At 64.0% G+C, this 13,829-nt stretch carries 17 protein-coding genes; 8 read left to right on the top strand and 9 right to left on the bottom strand.

The genetic code is table 11. From position 1 onward, the window contains the following. The first annotated feature begins 1 nt into the window (after nucleotide 1). The 5 genes from K6L26_RS23980 (at nucleotide 2) to K6L26_RS23960 (ending at nucleotide 3,398) form a co-directional block, all read left to right on the top strand. On the top strand, nucleotides 2-568 hold the full coding sequence (locus tag K6L26_RS23980) for a GNAT family N-acetyltransferase (protein WP_245008632.1): 567 nt from the start codon (nucleotides 2-4) through the stop codon (nucleotides 566-568). Next, nucleotides 565-1,410, top strand: a complete 846-nt coding sequence (locus K6L26_RS23975; protein ID WP_221851735.1) for a hypothetical protein — start codon at nucleotides 565-567, stop codon at nucleotides 1,408-1,410. Before K6L26_RS23980 ends, K6L26_RS23975 begins: the two co-directional genes overlap by 4 nt. Nucleotides 1,411-1,509: 99 nt before the next feature. Further along, entirely contained in the window at nucleotides 1,510-2,664 is a 1,155-nt protein-coding gene (locus K6L26_RS23970) for an ImmA/IrrE family metallo-endopeptidase (protein ID WP_221851733.1), read from the top strand. Next, complete coding sequence (locus K6L26_RS23965) at nucleotides 2,664-3,152, top strand: DUF4411 family protein (protein ID WP_221851731.1); 489 nt, start codon at nucleotides 2,664-2,666, stop codon at nucleotides 3,150-3,152. The genes K6L26_RS23970 and K6L26_RS23965 overlap by 1 nt, the downstream gene beginning before the upstream one ends. Nucleotides 3,153-3,197: 45 nt before the next feature. Continuing rightward, nucleotides 3,198-3,398 carry a hypothetical protein gene (locus K6L26_RS23960; RefSeq protein WP_245008631.1) on the top strand — a complete coding sequence of 67 codons (201 nt, stop codon included), beginning with the start codon at nucleotides 3,198-3,200 and terminating at the stop codon, nucleotides 3,396-3,398. 12 nt (nucleotides 3,399-3,410) lie between these two features. Here the strand turns inward: K6L26_RS23960 and K6L26_RS23955 are convergent, their stop codons facing one another. The 4 genes from K6L26_RS23955 to K6L26_RS23940 all read right to left on the bottom strand — a co-directional run bounded on the left by K6L26_RS23955 (nucleotide 3,411) and on the right by K6L26_RS23940 (nucleotide 5,676). Continuing rightward, nucleotides 3,411-3,932: a hypothetical protein gene (locus K6L26_RS23955; protein WP_221851729.1), complete on the bottom strand. Its 522-nt coding sequence runs from the start codon at nucleotides 3,930-3,932 to the stop codon at nucleotides 3,411-3,413. 86 nt (nucleotides 3,933-4,018) lie between these two features. After that, entirely contained in the window at nucleotides 4,019-4,207 is a 189-nt protein-coding gene (locus tag K6L26_RS23950) for a hypothetical protein (protein ID WP_221853499.1), read from the bottom strand. Nucleotides 4,208-4,363: 156 nt separating this feature from the next. Further along, entirely contained in the window at nucleotides 4,364-5,212 is an 849-nt protein-coding gene (locus tag K6L26_RS23945) for a hypothetical protein (protein WP_221851728.1), read from the bottom strand. 155 nt (nucleotides 5,213-5,367) lie between these two features. Further along, complete coding sequence (locus tag K6L26_RS23940) at nucleotides 5,368-5,676, bottom strand: hypothetical protein (RefSeq protein WP_221851726.1); 309 nt, start codon at nucleotides 5,674-5,676, stop codon at nucleotides 5,368-5,370. 261 nt (nucleotides 5,677-5,937) lie between these two features. Here K6L26_RS23940 and K6L26_RS23935 point away from each other — a divergent pair, with 261 nt between their 5' ends. Next, entirely contained in the window at nucleotides 5,938-6,564 is a 627-nt protein-coding gene (locus K6L26_RS23935; RefSeq protein WP_221851724.1) for a hypothetical protein, read from the top strand. 69 nt (nucleotides 6,565-6,633) lie between these two features. On the opposite strand, the gene K6L26_RS23930 is transcribed toward K6L26_RS23935, so the two are convergent. Beyond that, a complete protein-coding gene (locus tag K6L26_RS23930; RefSeq protein WP_221851722.1) occupies nucleotides 6,634-7,449 on the bottom strand; it encodes a hypothetical protein in 816 nt (271 codons plus the stop codon). 802 nt (nucleotides 7,450-8,251) lie between these two features. On the opposite strand from K6L26_RS23930, the gene K6L26_RS23925 reads away from it, so the two are divergent. Together K6L26_RS23925 and K6L26_RS23920 are read left to right on the top strand one after the other, a co-directional pair. Continuing rightward, on the top strand, nucleotides 8,252-8,533 hold the full coding sequence (locus K6L26_RS23925; protein WP_221851721.1) for a hypothetical protein: 282 nt from the start codon (nucleotides 8,252-8,254) through the stop codon (nucleotides 8,531-8,533). Further along, on the top strand, nucleotides 8,530-9,954 hold the full coding sequence (locus K6L26_RS23920) for a hypothetical protein (RefSeq protein ID WP_221851719.1): 1,425 nt from the start codon (nucleotides 8,530-8,532) through the stop codon (nucleotides 9,952-9,954). Before K6L26_RS23925 ends, K6L26_RS23920 begins: the two co-directional genes overlap by 4 nt. On the opposite strand, the gene K6L26_RS23915 is transcribed toward K6L26_RS23920, so the two are convergent. The 4 genes from K6L26_RS23915 to K6L26_RS23900 form a co-directional block, all read right to left on the bottom strand. Continuing rightward, nucleotides 9,951-10,460 carry a hypothetical protein gene (locus K6L26_RS23915; RefSeq protein WP_221851717.1) on the bottom strand — a complete coding sequence of 170 codons (510 nt, stop codon included), beginning with the start codon at nucleotides 10,458-10,460 and terminating at the stop codon, nucleotides 9,951-9,953. The genes K6L26_RS23920 and K6L26_RS23915 overlap by 4 nt on opposite strands. 118 nt (nucleotides 10,461-10,578) lie before the next feature. Next, the gene (locus K6L26_RS23910; RefSeq protein WP_221851716.1) at nucleotides 10,579-11,184 is read right to left on the bottom strand and encodes a recombinase family protein; all 606 of its coding nucleotides are present in this window, start codon (nucleotides 11,182-11,184) and stop codon (nucleotides 10,579-10,581) included. Nucleotides 11,185-11,452: 268 nt separating this feature from the next. Next, a complete protein-coding gene (locus K6L26_RS23905; RefSeq protein WP_221851714.1) occupies nucleotides 11,453-12,610 on the bottom strand; it encodes a hypothetical protein in 1,158 nt (385 codons plus the stop codon). 580 nt (nucleotides 12,611-13,190) lie between these two features. Then, nucleotides 13,191-13,760: a hypothetical protein gene (locus tag K6L26_RS23900; protein WP_221851712.1), complete on the bottom strand. Its 570-nt coding sequence runs from the start codon at nucleotides 13,758-13,760 to the stop codon at nucleotides 13,191-13,193. Between the last annotated feature and the right edge of the window lie 69 nt (nucleotides 13,761-13,829).

Here is a 13,829-nt window from a genome sequence, read left to right as displayed (position 1 = left end):
GATGGACCTGCGGCTCGTCGATCTCCGCCGCGGTCCCGCCGACGACCGCTGGTGGACACCACCCTTCGATGAGGCCGTGACCTACGAGCACCCCGACTGGTGGAATCCGCACAACTTCGACACTGAGGACCCCTGGTACGTGCAGGTGCTGGACCACGGCGTGGAGGTGGCGCGGGTTGAGCTCAAGGAGGACGTCGACATCGAACACTACGCGAACGTGCCCGCCGTCGGCGCCGAGAGGCTGGAGGTCGCCTTCATTGAGGTGGCCACCGCGGAGTGCGGTCGTGGCGTCGGCACCCGGGTAGTGCGAGAGCTAGAACTGCGGCACCCGGGCCGTCGGCTGCTGGCGTACAGCGCGGAGGCAGACGGGTTCTGGGCCGGGCTCGGGTGGGATCCTTTCCAACATCCGGAAGGCGACTGGCGCACCTTGTTCATCCGGCCGGAGGTGCGCCGGGCGGCGGTGCGTGCCGGGTTGCGCGGTCAGGCCGCGAGTGGAACGCAGGGGAGCAGGAGGAGCGACGACGCGCCGAAGTGTGTCGGTGGCCGCCAGTACCGTCACGTCCCGTGATCCGGGACGACTTCTTCGCCGAGAGCGCTGAACCGGGGCCGTGGGGAACCCCGACCGTGGACCTGCGCGTCGACCTGTTGGAGCAGCTGCGAGCTGGCCCGGTACCCGGCTACGACAACCTGGACGTGGCGATCGCACTGACAGGTCTCGTCTGGGATGAGTTGAAGGCGTTCGGGACCGGCGGCGGGGAGCGTCTCGACGGCGAGCAGATCGCGCTCGCGCAGCGCGCGCTTAAGGCCACACTGCACCGCATCGATGTCGAGCTGGAATTCCCTTGGCGGAACTTCGAGAGCTTCAAGACCTACTGGATCAAGAACGAGTGCTCCGGCTCGTATCACGCCCGGCGCGCGCTGCTGGACGACTTCTTCGGGCCGGTGCAGCAGAAGTTGGACAAGCTGGAGGAGACCCAGTTTCGGGCGGTGAACGCCGAGGCCGTGTCGCCGCACACCAGGACCGGGTGGCCGAAGGTGGATGTGGAGCTGACGGAGCTGCGGCGCCGCTTCCGGACAGCGACCACCACGCAGGACTACCGCGACGTGGGCAACCGCTCCGTGGCGGTCCTGGAGGCCCTCAGCCGCACCGTGTACGACCCCGCGGTGCACCTGCGGGACGGAGAGACCGAGCCGCCGGCGGACAAGACGAAGCAGCGCATCGGTCGGTACGTCGAGGACTCCCTGGCCGGGAAGGATAACGAGGCGATCCGCGGTGTCGTCAACAAGGTGAGCGACCTCGCTCACAGCGTCAAGCACTCCACGGAGCCGTCGCGGCGGGAGGCAGGGATCATCGCGGACGCGGTGATCGTGCTGGCGAACATCCTGCGGCGGGTGCACCAGGACTTCTGAGCCGGCGGTCACGGTTGAATCCCATCGGCGGGGTCGACGCGCCCCGGCGTGCCCGCTGCGGCACACTGACACCGTGCATGGAAGGAGGTGGCGCGCACCTTGGTAGTTCGTGTGGACGTCGCCCCCGGGCTTCTGGAGTGGGCTGTCGAGCGTGCCGGTTGGGACGAGGAGACGATCGCCCGCCGCGCCCCGAAGTTCGAGGCGTGGCTCACCGGCGCCACGCGCCCGACGCTGAAACAGTTGGAAGAGTTCGCTCACAAGACGCACGCTCCCTTCGGCCTGCTCTTCCTGCCGGAGCCACCGAACGAACCGGTCCCGATCCCCGACATGCGCACGCTCGGTAACGCCGCGGTGCCACGGCCGTCCGCGGACCTGTTGGACACCATCTACGCCTGCCAGGCCCGGCAGGACTGGTACCGGGACTACATCCGGGACCAGGGCATGCCTGAGTTGCCGTTCGTCGGCTCCGTCACCGTCGACACCCCCGTCGTGCAAGCTGCCCAGATGATCCGCAGCGAGCTCGGCTTCAACCTCACCGACCGCACGGTGTTCGCCAACTCCGACGAAGCCCTGCGTCAGCTCATCGACCGCATCGAGAACATCGGCGTGCTGGTGATGGTCAGCGGGATCGTCGGCGGAGACACCCACCGCGCCCTCGCACCGGAGGAGTTCCGCGGCTTCGCATTGTCCGACCCGTACGCGCCGTTGATCTTCGTGAACGGCGCCGATACGAAGGCCGCGCAGATCTTCACCCTTATCCACGAGTTGGCGCACATCTGGCTCGGCGGAAGCGCGCTGTCTGACGCGGCGATGGCCTCCCGCGGCGGCGTCACCGAGGAGCTGTGGTGCAACCAGGTGGCCGCCGAAGTGCTCGTGCCGCTGTCCGCGCTGCGCGGCGACTACCAGGGCCAGCCGACGCCGCAGGAAGTCAGCCGACTCGCACGCCGGTACAAGGTGAGCACCCTGGTGATCCTCAAGCGGCTGTTCGACGCGAAGTACCTCAGCTGGGACGACTACCAGCAGCTGTACGAGGCCGAGCGCGACGCCGTGATCGCCCACGCCAAGCGCGCCCGCGGTGAGGGCGGCGGCAACTACTACAACACCCAGCCGCTGCGGTTGAGCCGGCACTTTGCCCGCGCGGTGATCGCCAGCACCTACGAGGGCGGCACGAGCTTCAGGGAGGCGTTCCAGCTGCTCGGAACACGGAAGCACGAGACTTTCACCAAGCTCGCCGACGAGATCGGGGTGGGCTGATGTACCTGGTGGACGCGAACGTGCTCATCGACGCGAAGAACCGCTACTACGCCTTCGACATCGCCCCGGGCTTCTGGAAGTGGCTGGAGGGCGCGCACACCGCAGGTCATGTGTGCAGCATCGAGGCGATCCGCGACGAACTGGTCGCAGGCGACGATGAACTCGCCGAGTGGGCGAAGGCCAACAGCGCGTTCTTCCGTCCGGTGGATCAGGCCACCACGGCGCACTTCCCGGCGCTCACCACCTGGGCGAGCTCGCAGTCGTTCACTCCCGCCGCCCTGGCCGGGTTCACCGGCAGCGCAGCCGACTACCTGCTCGTCGCGTACGCCCGCGCTCACGATCACGTCGTGGTCACCCATGAGCGCTCAGATCCCAACTCGCGTAAGCGGGTGATGATCCCCGACGCCTGCACGGCGATCGGCGTGACGTCGCTCGGCCCGTTCGAGATGATGCGCCGGACCGGCGCCACGCTCGACCTGCCCAACTAAGCCGCTGTCAGCTCTGGCGACCGGTGCCGGACAACGCAGGCGAAGGTGAACACCCCGAAGCAGTTCGTGGAGTCCCCGGACTTCGACGACGCGGTGACCGGCGCGGTCGCAGACAACCAGGGTGCGCACGAGAAGATGAGCGACTACTTCTTCACCAACGCGCCCGGCCGGACCAACCTGATCTCGGACATCGCGAAGTGGTTCTACCAGGCCGTTGCCAGCGAGACCGGCCAGGAGACGGAGTAGGGCAAATCGCGATCAGGACCGCTCACCTGGTAGTCCGTGTTCGTGGAACCACTGCTCGATCTCGGCGTCGCTGAGTGCGTCGTCGTGGACGTCGGCGGGGAGCAGGTCATCGTGCACGACTCCTCGTGGAGCGACGGGAAACGGCTGGAAGCGACCGGTCTCGATGTCGGCGACGATGTCGTACGCCTCATGCAGGACGGCGCCGAGCAGGTCGCGCGTTTTCTCCGAGTCACTCGCGCGCCTCTGGTAGCGGTGTGCTGCGTTGCCGAGTCGGCCGAAGAATTCGACCTTCGCCATCGAATCCATCAGGGGGTGACACGCGGTCCAGAGCGCGCGCACCAACCACGAGAGGGCCGCCGCGTGAGGGGTCACGACGAACTTGATCGACCCATCGTACGGATGATCGGGCATCGCCGTGACGACACACAACCCGGCGCCCTCCCAGGGGTGCCGGCTGCTTCCCGCCTCGCCGGCAGCGACAGCCTGATCGAGCGCGTGGAGCCGGGTGCGGACAGCGGCTACATCGTCAGTCACAGTGGCTCTAGCGTATTTCCAGCCGATGTGGCCACCGGTCGAATCAACGGAATGCACAGCGCATTTCCAGCAGTGAGGGTCTGGGCTCACAGCCACTGTCGCAGCTGGTCCCGCGCCTCGTCGCCCGTGATCGCCCCGGCGCCGCGCAACAACCGGTGCCACATCCGCTCCTGGGCCAGGTACCTCTCCGCCCACGCCGGCAGCCCTGGTCCGGGCAGGTCCTCGCTGTACTCGTCCACACCCATTGGACGCCCCAGCGCGTCGACCGGTTCCATCGAAATTCGATTCCGCCGCGTCACCCCGGCGCTCTGCGGCGGGTCGGCCTGGAGCGTTTGGCCCCACCAACTTCCGTCGCAAGACGGCCTGACGCCCCGCATGATCGACCTCAAGCTGATCGACTGGTTCACCATCACGGGTCGCGGTCAGGTGGTCTACTCCTCGACGACTTTCATGCTCTCGATTGACGCTAGTGACGCAGCAGCCTGATCAACATTCCGGAGCAAGGCGGCAGGCGTGAGGGTCTCTGCTTCGTAGAATGTCCTAAGTAGCTCTACATCGCTCCGAACGACGTTGTGCGCTGCAAGCATCAGGTCGACTTCAGACTCTTTGAGCTTTGCAGCGGCCTCTCTCTCGCGAGCCTCCGCTTCCCGTATGCGGGCCTCAAACTCCTTGGTGGAGACCTCCGCTTCGGTATCGCGGCGAGCACGAGCCTTCAACTCACGAGCCTCAATGGCGGCCTTGTTTGCTTCTGAGTGCTTTTTCCGAGCATTCGAGATGTTCTCCCAGAGCTTGACTGCTCGGTTGGCCACCAATACACCGGTACCGACCACTCCTACTGTGAAAGCACCAGTCCATCCGCCGGGATATTGGGCGGCTTGTTGAGCCAGAGACAGAACGATCTCCAGAGGAGATTGATAGCTGACGCGCTCTACCTGAATCTGCTGTGACAAAGAGACCGCGTTGGTGACAACTCTTCCACTTCGAAGCTGGCTTTGGCTGGGGCCAGGGTCTCCGAAGGTCTCAAAGTGGAGATGAGAAAAGGCAACGTCCAGGCCGCTCAGCACGGGCGGTGCATAGACATCCTCAGCTTCTTCTTCGTCGTCTTCTTCTGCCGCGCCCACAATATGGAAATTAAACAAGGACTCACCCTCGGGACGAACCAGCGCAGCCCGGTCCAACCCAGTCAGCACCGCGCAGACGAACAACAAGCTGTCGAGGTCTCGGAACGTCTCACCGAAGCCCGTGGCCGTTCGTAGTGAGGGCGAGTCCCGCATGGTCACATGCAGCCACTGTGTCCCTGTTTGTGTGCCGGTCGACCCGCTCGTCATGGTGCTGACCCCTGCCTCCGCCTCGAACAACTCAACATCGGCAGTAAATCAGACCGCCCAGCTCCGATCTGCTGGCCAGGCGTTGTGACTCTTCCACGCCCTGCGCATCACTCCCCTTTTGCAGAGTTCTTCTGATCACCACGTACCTCTGCCTGGGTTGGTCGCGACGCCACCACGTTGCTCCGGATCTCGACGATCCGGCCAATGAGGTCATCGCCCCACTCGTCGGAGATCATGTGGATCTCGGACTTCTCCCGGTCTTCGTGGAAACGCCACCTAAGCAACCTGAGCTTCTTGTCCGTATCGTGCTCATCGATACCGGGCCGCGCATGCAGCATCGCGTTGCGCTTCGGGCCGATCTCGATCAGTGCCTGGCCACCCGTGCGGTAGTACTCAGCGACCCGGGATCGGTGCATTTACGCGAGTACTTCACGAAGTACTCACCCATGTTGGTTGTGGTCATGCCTGCCACTCTCACGCCCTCGAAGGTCGAGCAATCCAGCTCCGGTGGCAGCAGATGGTGAAACCGAACCAGGTCAGTTATCAGCAGACCTTTGAGTTCGGGCCACCAGGAACACAACTAGGCCAACCCGGCTCAAGTAGTCAGGATCGGGTACCTGCAGCGGTATCGCATCGCCAGTCATGGCGATCAGTTTGCACTGGGCTAACTTGTCCGGATGGATCTGGTGCAGTGGCTCCCACTCGTCGGTGGTCTCGGTGTGGGATCGGTGATCGGTAACTACATCGGTGCTGGCCGAGCACGCCGCGAAGTGCGTGGCGCAGTCCTCAAGGCCATCGAGGCGACAGAAATGGCGCGGTGGGCACCGACCAGTTATCGGGAGTTTCGAACCGCTTACCGTGAGGTGGAAACTTCCGCACTCATCGCTCGCATCCCTAGAACTGCCGTCCACCACTACCTGGTTCTCGCCGAAGCCGGACGACAACTAAGTGACGAGTCCTACGAGGAGCTCAACGGTGACGAGGACTTCGGAGCTGGTGCTATCAACGGACACCTCTCTGATGTCGTTTCAGATGCCGCTGGCCTGATCACTCGGCTTGCTTGGCGTCCATGGTGGACAAGAATGCTGTTGCGTAAGGACCTGAAGGGCCTAAGAGATCGAACACTGGAGATCAGCGACGATTTCGCCGACGTCAAACGGAAGGTCGCGGTCGGCCAGCGGAATCACGGTGTCCTTCCAGGCCCGCTCGGCGAGATCCCTGGAATCAAGGTGGAGCCTCCGTCATTCCCGGAGTCACACCTGAATGAATTCCCGAGTAAGTTGCCAACCACTCAACCCGACTGACCAGTCAGCACTGCCTCCCGCAACCAGCGCCAGCCGCCGCGCGGGCCGTGACATGGCGACATGGCCGCATCACTTGGCCTCGGCCTTCGGCCCCTCGGCCTCGTCCTTCTTCGCCGCTGGTCCGCCGACGAAACCCTGCGCCTTGGACGTCACGTCCACAGCCTGCTTCATAGCATCGCCGGAGACGCCGAGGCGTCCCAGCGCTGCATACAGCACCAACGCCAAGACGAACGGAATAGACACCGCCGCTGCCTGAGGCAGCTTCGCCATTGCCGTCAGAATCACCACGCTGACTATGCCCGAGAAGCACGTGAAAGCGACCAAGCCCCAGCCGATCCGGTATCCCAGAGAGAGTCGGGCGGGCATTGCCACCTCGACGGCGGGCAGTTCCATCCAGCGGCCTGAGTCGTACAGGTGTTTCGCGCTTTGCAGGTCCTCGATGATCGTCCGTTTCTCTGCCGAATCCATAGATGCCACACGGGCTTGCAATGCACGCATGCCCTCTGCCCGCTCCTGCGCCTCTCGGACGACCTCGGGGTCTCGGGTACCGAGCGCGGCAGGAATCCCCTCGATGGTTGAGGCAAGCTTGTCAATCTGCTTATTGACCTTCCGGCGCTGACGAAGTTCATGTGCGGAGAAGCTGTCGGTCGCGCAACTGCGCAGGATCGACAGGGTCTTGTCGACAGCGAGCAGACCCTTGGTGGTGCGTCCAGCAAAACGCCGAGAACCGATCTCTGTCCAGGCAATAACGGTCGCGGCCAGAAGTCCGGCTCCAGTAGCGAGAATGCTGGATAAGGCGTCAAAGTTGCTTTGCGTCCTCGGCACAGGGTCCTGCCCGGCAGTACCCCAGAGTATCCAAACTGCAGCGACACCCACGACGGTCACGACGGCTCCAATAGCCGTCATTCGCCCCAACGGATCGGAATGTGTTGGTCGAGCAGTCCCGCCCCGATCCCGACGTCTCTTCGCCACCATGCGCGAGATTCTGACACGCCGAGGTCATGCACGACGCAACAAGCTCGCATACTCCCACCTGTGCTTATTGGGATCAACCAGGCCCCCGCCGTGGTGGTGCTTCTTCCACGCGCACAACCTGAGTTGCAAAACCAGGCCCCCCGAACGCAAGTCGGCCCCCGGGTATGGGGGTCGGAATCGCTGGCGATCCCACTGACGGCCCCCGCCGTGGTGGTGCTTCTTTCACGCGCACGACCTGACATCGAAAACTCGGCCCCCGAGCACAAGTCGACCCCCGGGTAAGGGGTCGGAATCGCTGGCCATCCCAGGCCAGGACCGCGCCCCGATACCGTCACAGCATGGAGCCAGGCCAGCGATGCGAGTGCCCGGACTGCGACTACCGCAATCCGGCCGGTCTCCTCGCCGGCCCGCCTCGGTCTGCGTCTGCTGTCTCGCCGATTGCCCGCACGTCCACGGCCCGAACGGCGTGCGTCCGGAGCGCTACACCTACACCTCAACCTGGGACGATGCCGCTAACTGCTGGGTCGGCCTCACCACCTAGTTCCCGACCCTGCGCCACCCAACGCCCAACCCGCACCAGGCGCTGGCAGGGGTACGGCAGCAGGTCGCCGCCGCGCTGCACCAGATGGCGCAGACCGGAGAACCTTCGCCAGAGCCGGCCTAAATCGTGAGGTAGCCTCACGATCAGTGTTTCGCCGGTTGGGGGATTGGCATGGCAAACGAACTTGAGGTCGACGCGGGCGGCCTACAGACAGCGGCGTCCTGCAGCGAAGCTGTTGCCGCGGGGCTGGCCAACGCCGCGTTCAGCAGCCCAGCATCTGCGCAGCCCAGCGGTGCCGGCGTCGCTGCGATCAACGCAGCGCTGTCCTCGGTGCGGCAGCGGCAGTCCGACCGGATCACCGCCCTGGCCGGCGACTTGGCGACCGGAGGCGCTCGGTACGGCACCACCGACTCCGACGGCGGCGACGCCATCAGCGCCACGGTGCGCGTGTGAGCCCAGCCGCCGGGGCCGCTTCTCCACCGACCCGCAGCGAGATCGAGGAGTGGAGCACCGCGCACCTGTCCGACGCGGCCACCACCTGGCGGACCGCGGCCGCGGGGTCCGAAAGCGCCTTCGATCAGCACCGCCAGAACGTTTCCGCCCCAGGAGGAACCACCTGGGAGGGAACCGCGAAGGACGCGGCCCTAGACCGGGTGGCCGCCGACATCGGTGTGGTCGGCCGCCAGAGCAGCCTTCTACGTGAGGCCGCCACCCTGGCTGAGAACGGCAGCTACGACATCAAGGCCGCCCTGAGCGATGCGCTGGAAGCGATCACCACAGCCGAGGCCGACGGGTTCCGCGTCGCCGAAGACCTGTCGCTGACCGACACACGCGAAGTCGACGCCGCCGCAGCGAATGCGAGGCAGACCGCGGCGAACGAACACGCGGAGGACATCCGTTGGGCCGCGCAGCAGCTGGCGGCTGCCGACAAACTCGTCGGTGACCGGCTAGAGGCCAAAGCCGCTGAACTGCAAGGAATCCGGTTCGAGGGTGAGGGTGACGGGCGCGACGGGACGGTTCGGTTCGTCGACCACGAGACCGAGGATCCCGAGACCGAGACCGACACCCGCGATGACACGGGAACCGGAGACGCGGACGATCCCGATGCGGACGCCGAGACTGGAGACGGCGACGCCCCCGTCGTGAAGGATCCGAAGGGCCAGAACGAGGACTATCCCAACCGGAACAACGACGGCACCTACCGCGGTGAGAACAGCCGCGACGGCAAGGATGCGGAGAAGGCGGCGCTCGACAAGCGGGAGGAGGACACGGGCATCACGTTGGAGCGCCAACAGGTGCGAGCCACCCATCCGGACGTGATCAACCCGAAGACCGGCAAGCCCCAGCACCGCTACTACGATGCCGTCGAGCCAACCGATGACCCCGACGAGTACATCGGCATCGAGGCGAAGTCTCACGAGGGCCTGGATCGGACGACCGATCAGGAGCGGTTCGACGACGCGGTCACCCCGGATAAACCCGCGACGGCGACCCTGGACGGGCGCGAGATCAGGATCATCGACACCGACTTGGCGTATCCGCCGGAGGGATGGGACGAGGCGCCGGCCGACTCGGGCGCTGAGTCAAGTGGGTCCGAAACGGGTGGTGCCGACGCGAAGGTGGGCGGACCGTCACTTCCACCGGGTCTAACGGATCGCGGTGCGGGCGGATTCGGCGGCGTGCACGCCGAGGGAACTGTGCCAACAGCACCGACACCAACGCCCGCGCATCACTTCCCCGATTGGGGCACGCATCTCACACCTCAGCAGATGATCGACAGCGATGACCCCGCGATGCGGGTTCTTGGTCAGCAGCTGTTAGAGCAGCAGCGGCAGCGCAGCGGCAACGTGTACGACCCCGACAGCATGGCTTAACGCAGCGCCGGATCCCGCAGGTCGATGATGTCGCCGTCAGCGGTGTAGCCCTCGACGGGGCGTAGCACGTAGCCGGGTGGGATGTCGCCGGTCTTGTAGTACGTGAAGACGATGTCCCCGGCCTCTTCGGCCTCGAACACCTCTGGGGCGCTGACCATCTCGGCGGCCTTGGGCAACTCGATCGGCACGTCGAGCGGCGGATCTCCCTCGTGCTCATGACCGATGATGTAGCGGACCCACTTCGCGCCCCACTGGTCGCCGCCGGGCTTGCGGATGTCGAGCATCATCGCCTCGGCGGTCCCGGCTGCCTGGATGAACTGCTCAGTGGCCTCGTTGCGGACATCCAGGTAGCTCTTCCCCGGCGGCAGCGGGTACAGCAGCACGAACCAGCGCTCGGCGCCGTTCAGCCGGCGCAGCGGGCTGACGAACTGCAGACGGCCAGAACCGCCGCCCTTCGACGAGGCGCCGCCACTGCTGAACTCCATCACGTGGGTCTGGACTCCCATGACGAGAACCCTACCCGGCATGGGGGTGGGGAGATGGCGGCGATCGTGGCCGTGATTGCGCCCGTCAGCTGGGACACATTGAGCCCGCATATGCCAGCGCACGCCGCTGGCTGACCGGTCAGGCCATCTCGGCATCGGCCATATACCGATACAGTGTTGCCCGGCTGACGCCGAGGTATTTGGCGATGTCCTTGGCCGTGTGCCCGTCAGTCTTCATCCGCTTCGCGGTGGTGATGTGGTCGGTGTCCTCGACCTTGCGGGGTCGCCCGAACTTCGTCCCGTTGGCGCGGGACACGGCCCGCTTCAGCGCGGTGCGCTCCTTGATCAACTCACGTTCGTACTCGGCCAGCGACCCGAGCACACCGATCATCATGCGTCCAGCGGGGGTCGATGAGTCGATGCCGTCGGTGACCGACACCAGCGTTACACCGCGGTCAGTCAGCTCCTTGACGGTCTGCAGGATGTGCAGCATGTTGCGGCCCAGTCGATCAAGCTTCCACACCACGACTGTGTCACCGTCACGCACGTAGGCCAACAGCTCAGCCAGGCCGGGCCGATCATCGCGTGCACCTGACATCACATCAGAGAACACCTTGGCCACCCCTGCAGCGGCAAGAGCCTCGTTCTGCTGATCCAAAGTCTGGGTGACGGTGCTGACCCTGGTGTAGCCGATCCGGGTGCCGCTGTGTTTGGCGGCGGCGGGTGCGAGGTCCGACTGTGTCATAAATGGTCCCAACGCCAGTTTCGGGACATCTATTTCTGAGACCAACTTTCGAGACGTCCCGACGTGGGAGTTTGTCCGCCAGGTTCAGTCACACGCTGGTATCTCAGATGTGGTCCTTTTAGAGACGGCTGCCCAGTGGACTTAACCGCTGGCCCCGAAGCCGATCGCTTCGATGTACCTGCCGGTCGCTGCACACTCGCCCCATCAGCGCTTCCACGTCGATGAAGTCGTCGCGAACGTGTGAGCCAGCGTCACAAATATTCCGGCGTTAGGGGTGAGGTGCTGTTGACGGCGGAGGCAGAGTCGGCGGAGAACTCGGGTCGCCGGGCTTCCATTCGAGCGTGCCTAGTATGCTCGCCGCGATGTATCGCTGATAGAACTCGCCGGCGTTCATGTCGCGTTGCCCCAGACTCCTCATCGAATTGCCGACAGCCACCCATCGGTCTTGACTGGGGCCATCCGGCGTTGAGACGTTGGCCTCCAATTGCCATTCGACGGCGTCGCCGTCCGGCAACCTGACGGTGACCTGCAGCGAGGTTGATTCGGCATCAGGACGCAAGGGAATCGACTTGACGTTCCGCAACAATACGGTTTGTGCGGCGTCGTCCTTGACTGTGCACGACACCGCGTCGTTTTCGAGTCGCTGCGTCAAATCGCACGAGACAGGCTCGTCGGGTACCGGCGGTCCAGGCCGGAATGGCGTACACATCAGAAGTGCACCATCAGATGCTGGAAGATCGCGCTGCAGAATACGCGCGCGAAGGTCAACAACGCTGACGGGTACTTTGCCCCAGATCTGCACCTTGTAAGTCGCGGTAGTCGGCTGTTGGCCCCCAGCGTCGACGCCCATTCGCCACAAGTCAGCACAGTCCTTACCAGGAGGCAGTTGGGGCGGGGAATACCGCGGTACACGCTGCAATGAGTCAACATCTGGTACGACCAGCGACCAGTTCCTACCATTTTCTGCGTCTGGCGGCGTATCCCTGTCCAATGGCAGCTGCATGACCTTTGCGCTGATAGGCAAAGCTTGACTCGTTGCGGTGGCGCGGCGAACAACTGTGACCGTGATAGTCAGCGCGCACACCAAAAAGATGACAGTCGCTGCAGCTCCAATAGGCTTCGACCACCGCTTCGGAGTGTTGAACTCTTGAATGAGTTCCCGGTTAACAGTCACGAACGCGCCCACTGCGATGGCCAGCAGACCAATGGCTCCCATAATGAGGACCGTAGCCGGCCACCGAAAGACGATACCGACCGTCACAAATATCGCTTCGACAGCCATAAGCAGTAGGGCGTAGAACGCGGCTCTCCTACGCAACTTCTGCGTATAGCTGGCTAGGGCTGGGTCTTCCGGCCCTTTTGGAACTTTCTGCTGCTCTTGTTCCGGGCTGTCGTCGCCGTTTGGCGACGCTGAAGTGCCTTCCATCCCGATCCCCCTTGCCAAATCCTCTCTGACCGTCGAACGATGACCGTCGGCCTTTCTCAGCGTCAGTTTATGACTCGACGCGTTTGCGTGGGCGCATATTGGTGATGGGAGCAGAGGCACAGCATTCCGGGTCCGATACGTCAGAATGGTAGCCGCGGCGCAGCACTCCGCTGTCGGGCGGAGAACTGCCGGGCTCATCGTTCCAGTATCGATTTTCGAGACTCTCTTTAATGAAGGGGAAAGGAACCTCCGGCACATTCAGCGGGGACTTGCTCGGTCAAGGCAAGAACAACTAAGGGTTGACCAGGATCTGTAAATTGCGGCGGACAAAGGAAATTGGGTCACAGGAGATGGCTCAACGCTGCGGGACGCCGCGCTCGATCGAGAACGGCTCAATCGAAAACAATGTCGCGTTGTCCGTCGCCAAGCTCCAGTGGGCGCACCAGAGCCACTTTGCGGATCAGATCTGTCCGCAAAGACGGCGCGATGCCGGGTCATCGAGAGGCGCTGGCGGCATGGCGGCCAAGAGGCCCAAGCTTGGCTCGCGAAACAAGCCACTCTGCCCTGGGGCGGCGCGGGCCTACGGCGTGGTGCCGCCCTCTGGCATCTCGAGGTCAACGGCGCGGCTACCCCGCAAACGTTGTTTGAGGACCCAGAATCTCAAAGCTTGTCGTTTGCGCCATCGAAGCCGGATCCGACCACTGGGAGTCGCCACGTACTCATTCGGGTGTCCCCGTAGCTCATCACGCAGTAGGGCGTTCAGATCTACTGCGAACCCAACGCTCATTTGACGTCGCAGATTGTCGAAGGTCTCCCAGTCTTTATCGCGTCTGGCGCGCACAGCTAGGTCGATGACGCGCTCCATTTGTGCGAAATGGTCGACGATGAAGGGGCTTGCAAAGAGCCTGACTCTCATCACGGTGTCAAGGTCGGGAGATGGCGGATCATTTCGATGTCCTCGGTCATCCCATTCATAGATCGCATGAATCCATCCCTGGAGTTTCAGGTAGGTGTTTGTCCGTTCTTGCCATAGGTTCTGTTCCCGTATCGCCGACCGCTGAGAACGGTAGGCAACAACCATGCTGACGACCGCCGTGGTGCCACTGGCCAGGACTGCGACCGCGGCAACAGCAATTTCTGCGCTGATCATCGAAGCTCTCCCCGCTCAGCAGTGGTTCGTCCACTCAGACAGTTCCGTCCTAAGTGGGGCACGACGAAA

This window comes from Mycobacterium farcinogenes (assembly GCF_019739075.1).
In the GTDB taxonomy this organism is placed as follows: domain Bacteria; phylum Actinomycetota; class Actinomycetes; order Mycobacteriales; family Mycobacteriaceae; genus Mycobacterium; species Mycobacterium senegalense.
This window is presented reverse-complemented; position numbering and strand designations above follow the sequence as displayed.

Excerpts from the sequence above, each read along its gene's own strand:
- K6L26_RS23980 (WP_245008632.1), top strand. The coding sequence starts at position 2 with ATGGACCTGCGGCTCGTCGATCTCCGCCGCGGTCCCGCCGACGACCGC.
- K6L26_RS23965 (WP_221851731.1), top strand. The coding sequence starts at position 2,664 with ATGTACCTGGTGGACGCGAACGTGCTCATCGACGCGAAGAACCGCTAC.
- K6L26_RS23950 (WP_221853499.1), bottom strand. The coding sequence starts at position 4,207 with ATGGAACCGGTCGACGCGCTGGGGCGTCCAATGGGTGTGGACGAGTAC.
- K6L26_RS23940 (WP_221851726.1), bottom strand. The coding sequence starts at position 5,676 with ATGCACCGATCCCGGGTCGCTGAGTACTACCGCACGGGTGGCCAGGCA.
- K6L26_RS23935 (WP_221851724.1), top strand. The coding sequence starts at position 5,938 with ATGGATCTGGTGCAGTGGCTCCCACTCGTCGGTGGTCTCGGTGTGGGA.
- K6L26_RS23925 (WP_221851721.1), top strand. The coding sequence starts at position 8,252 with ATGGCAAACGAACTTGAGGTCGACGCGGGCGGCCTACAGACAGCGGCG.
- K6L26_RS23915 (WP_221851717.1), bottom strand. The coding sequence starts at position 10,460 with ATGGGAGTCCAGACCCACGTGATGGAGTTCAGCAGTGGCGGCGCCTCG.
- K6L26_RS23910 (WP_221851716.1), bottom strand. The coding sequence starts at position 11,184 with ATGACACAGTCGGACCTCGCACCCGCCGCCGCCAAACACAGCGGCACC.
- K6L26_RS23905 (WP_221851714.1), bottom strand. The coding sequence starts at position 12,610 with ATGGAAGGCACTTCAGCGTCGCCAAACGGCGACGACAGCCCGGAACAA.
- K6L26_RS23900 (WP_221851712.1), bottom strand. The coding sequence starts at position 13,760 with ATGATCAGCGCAGAAATTGCTGTTGCCGCGGTCGCAGTCCTGGCCAGT.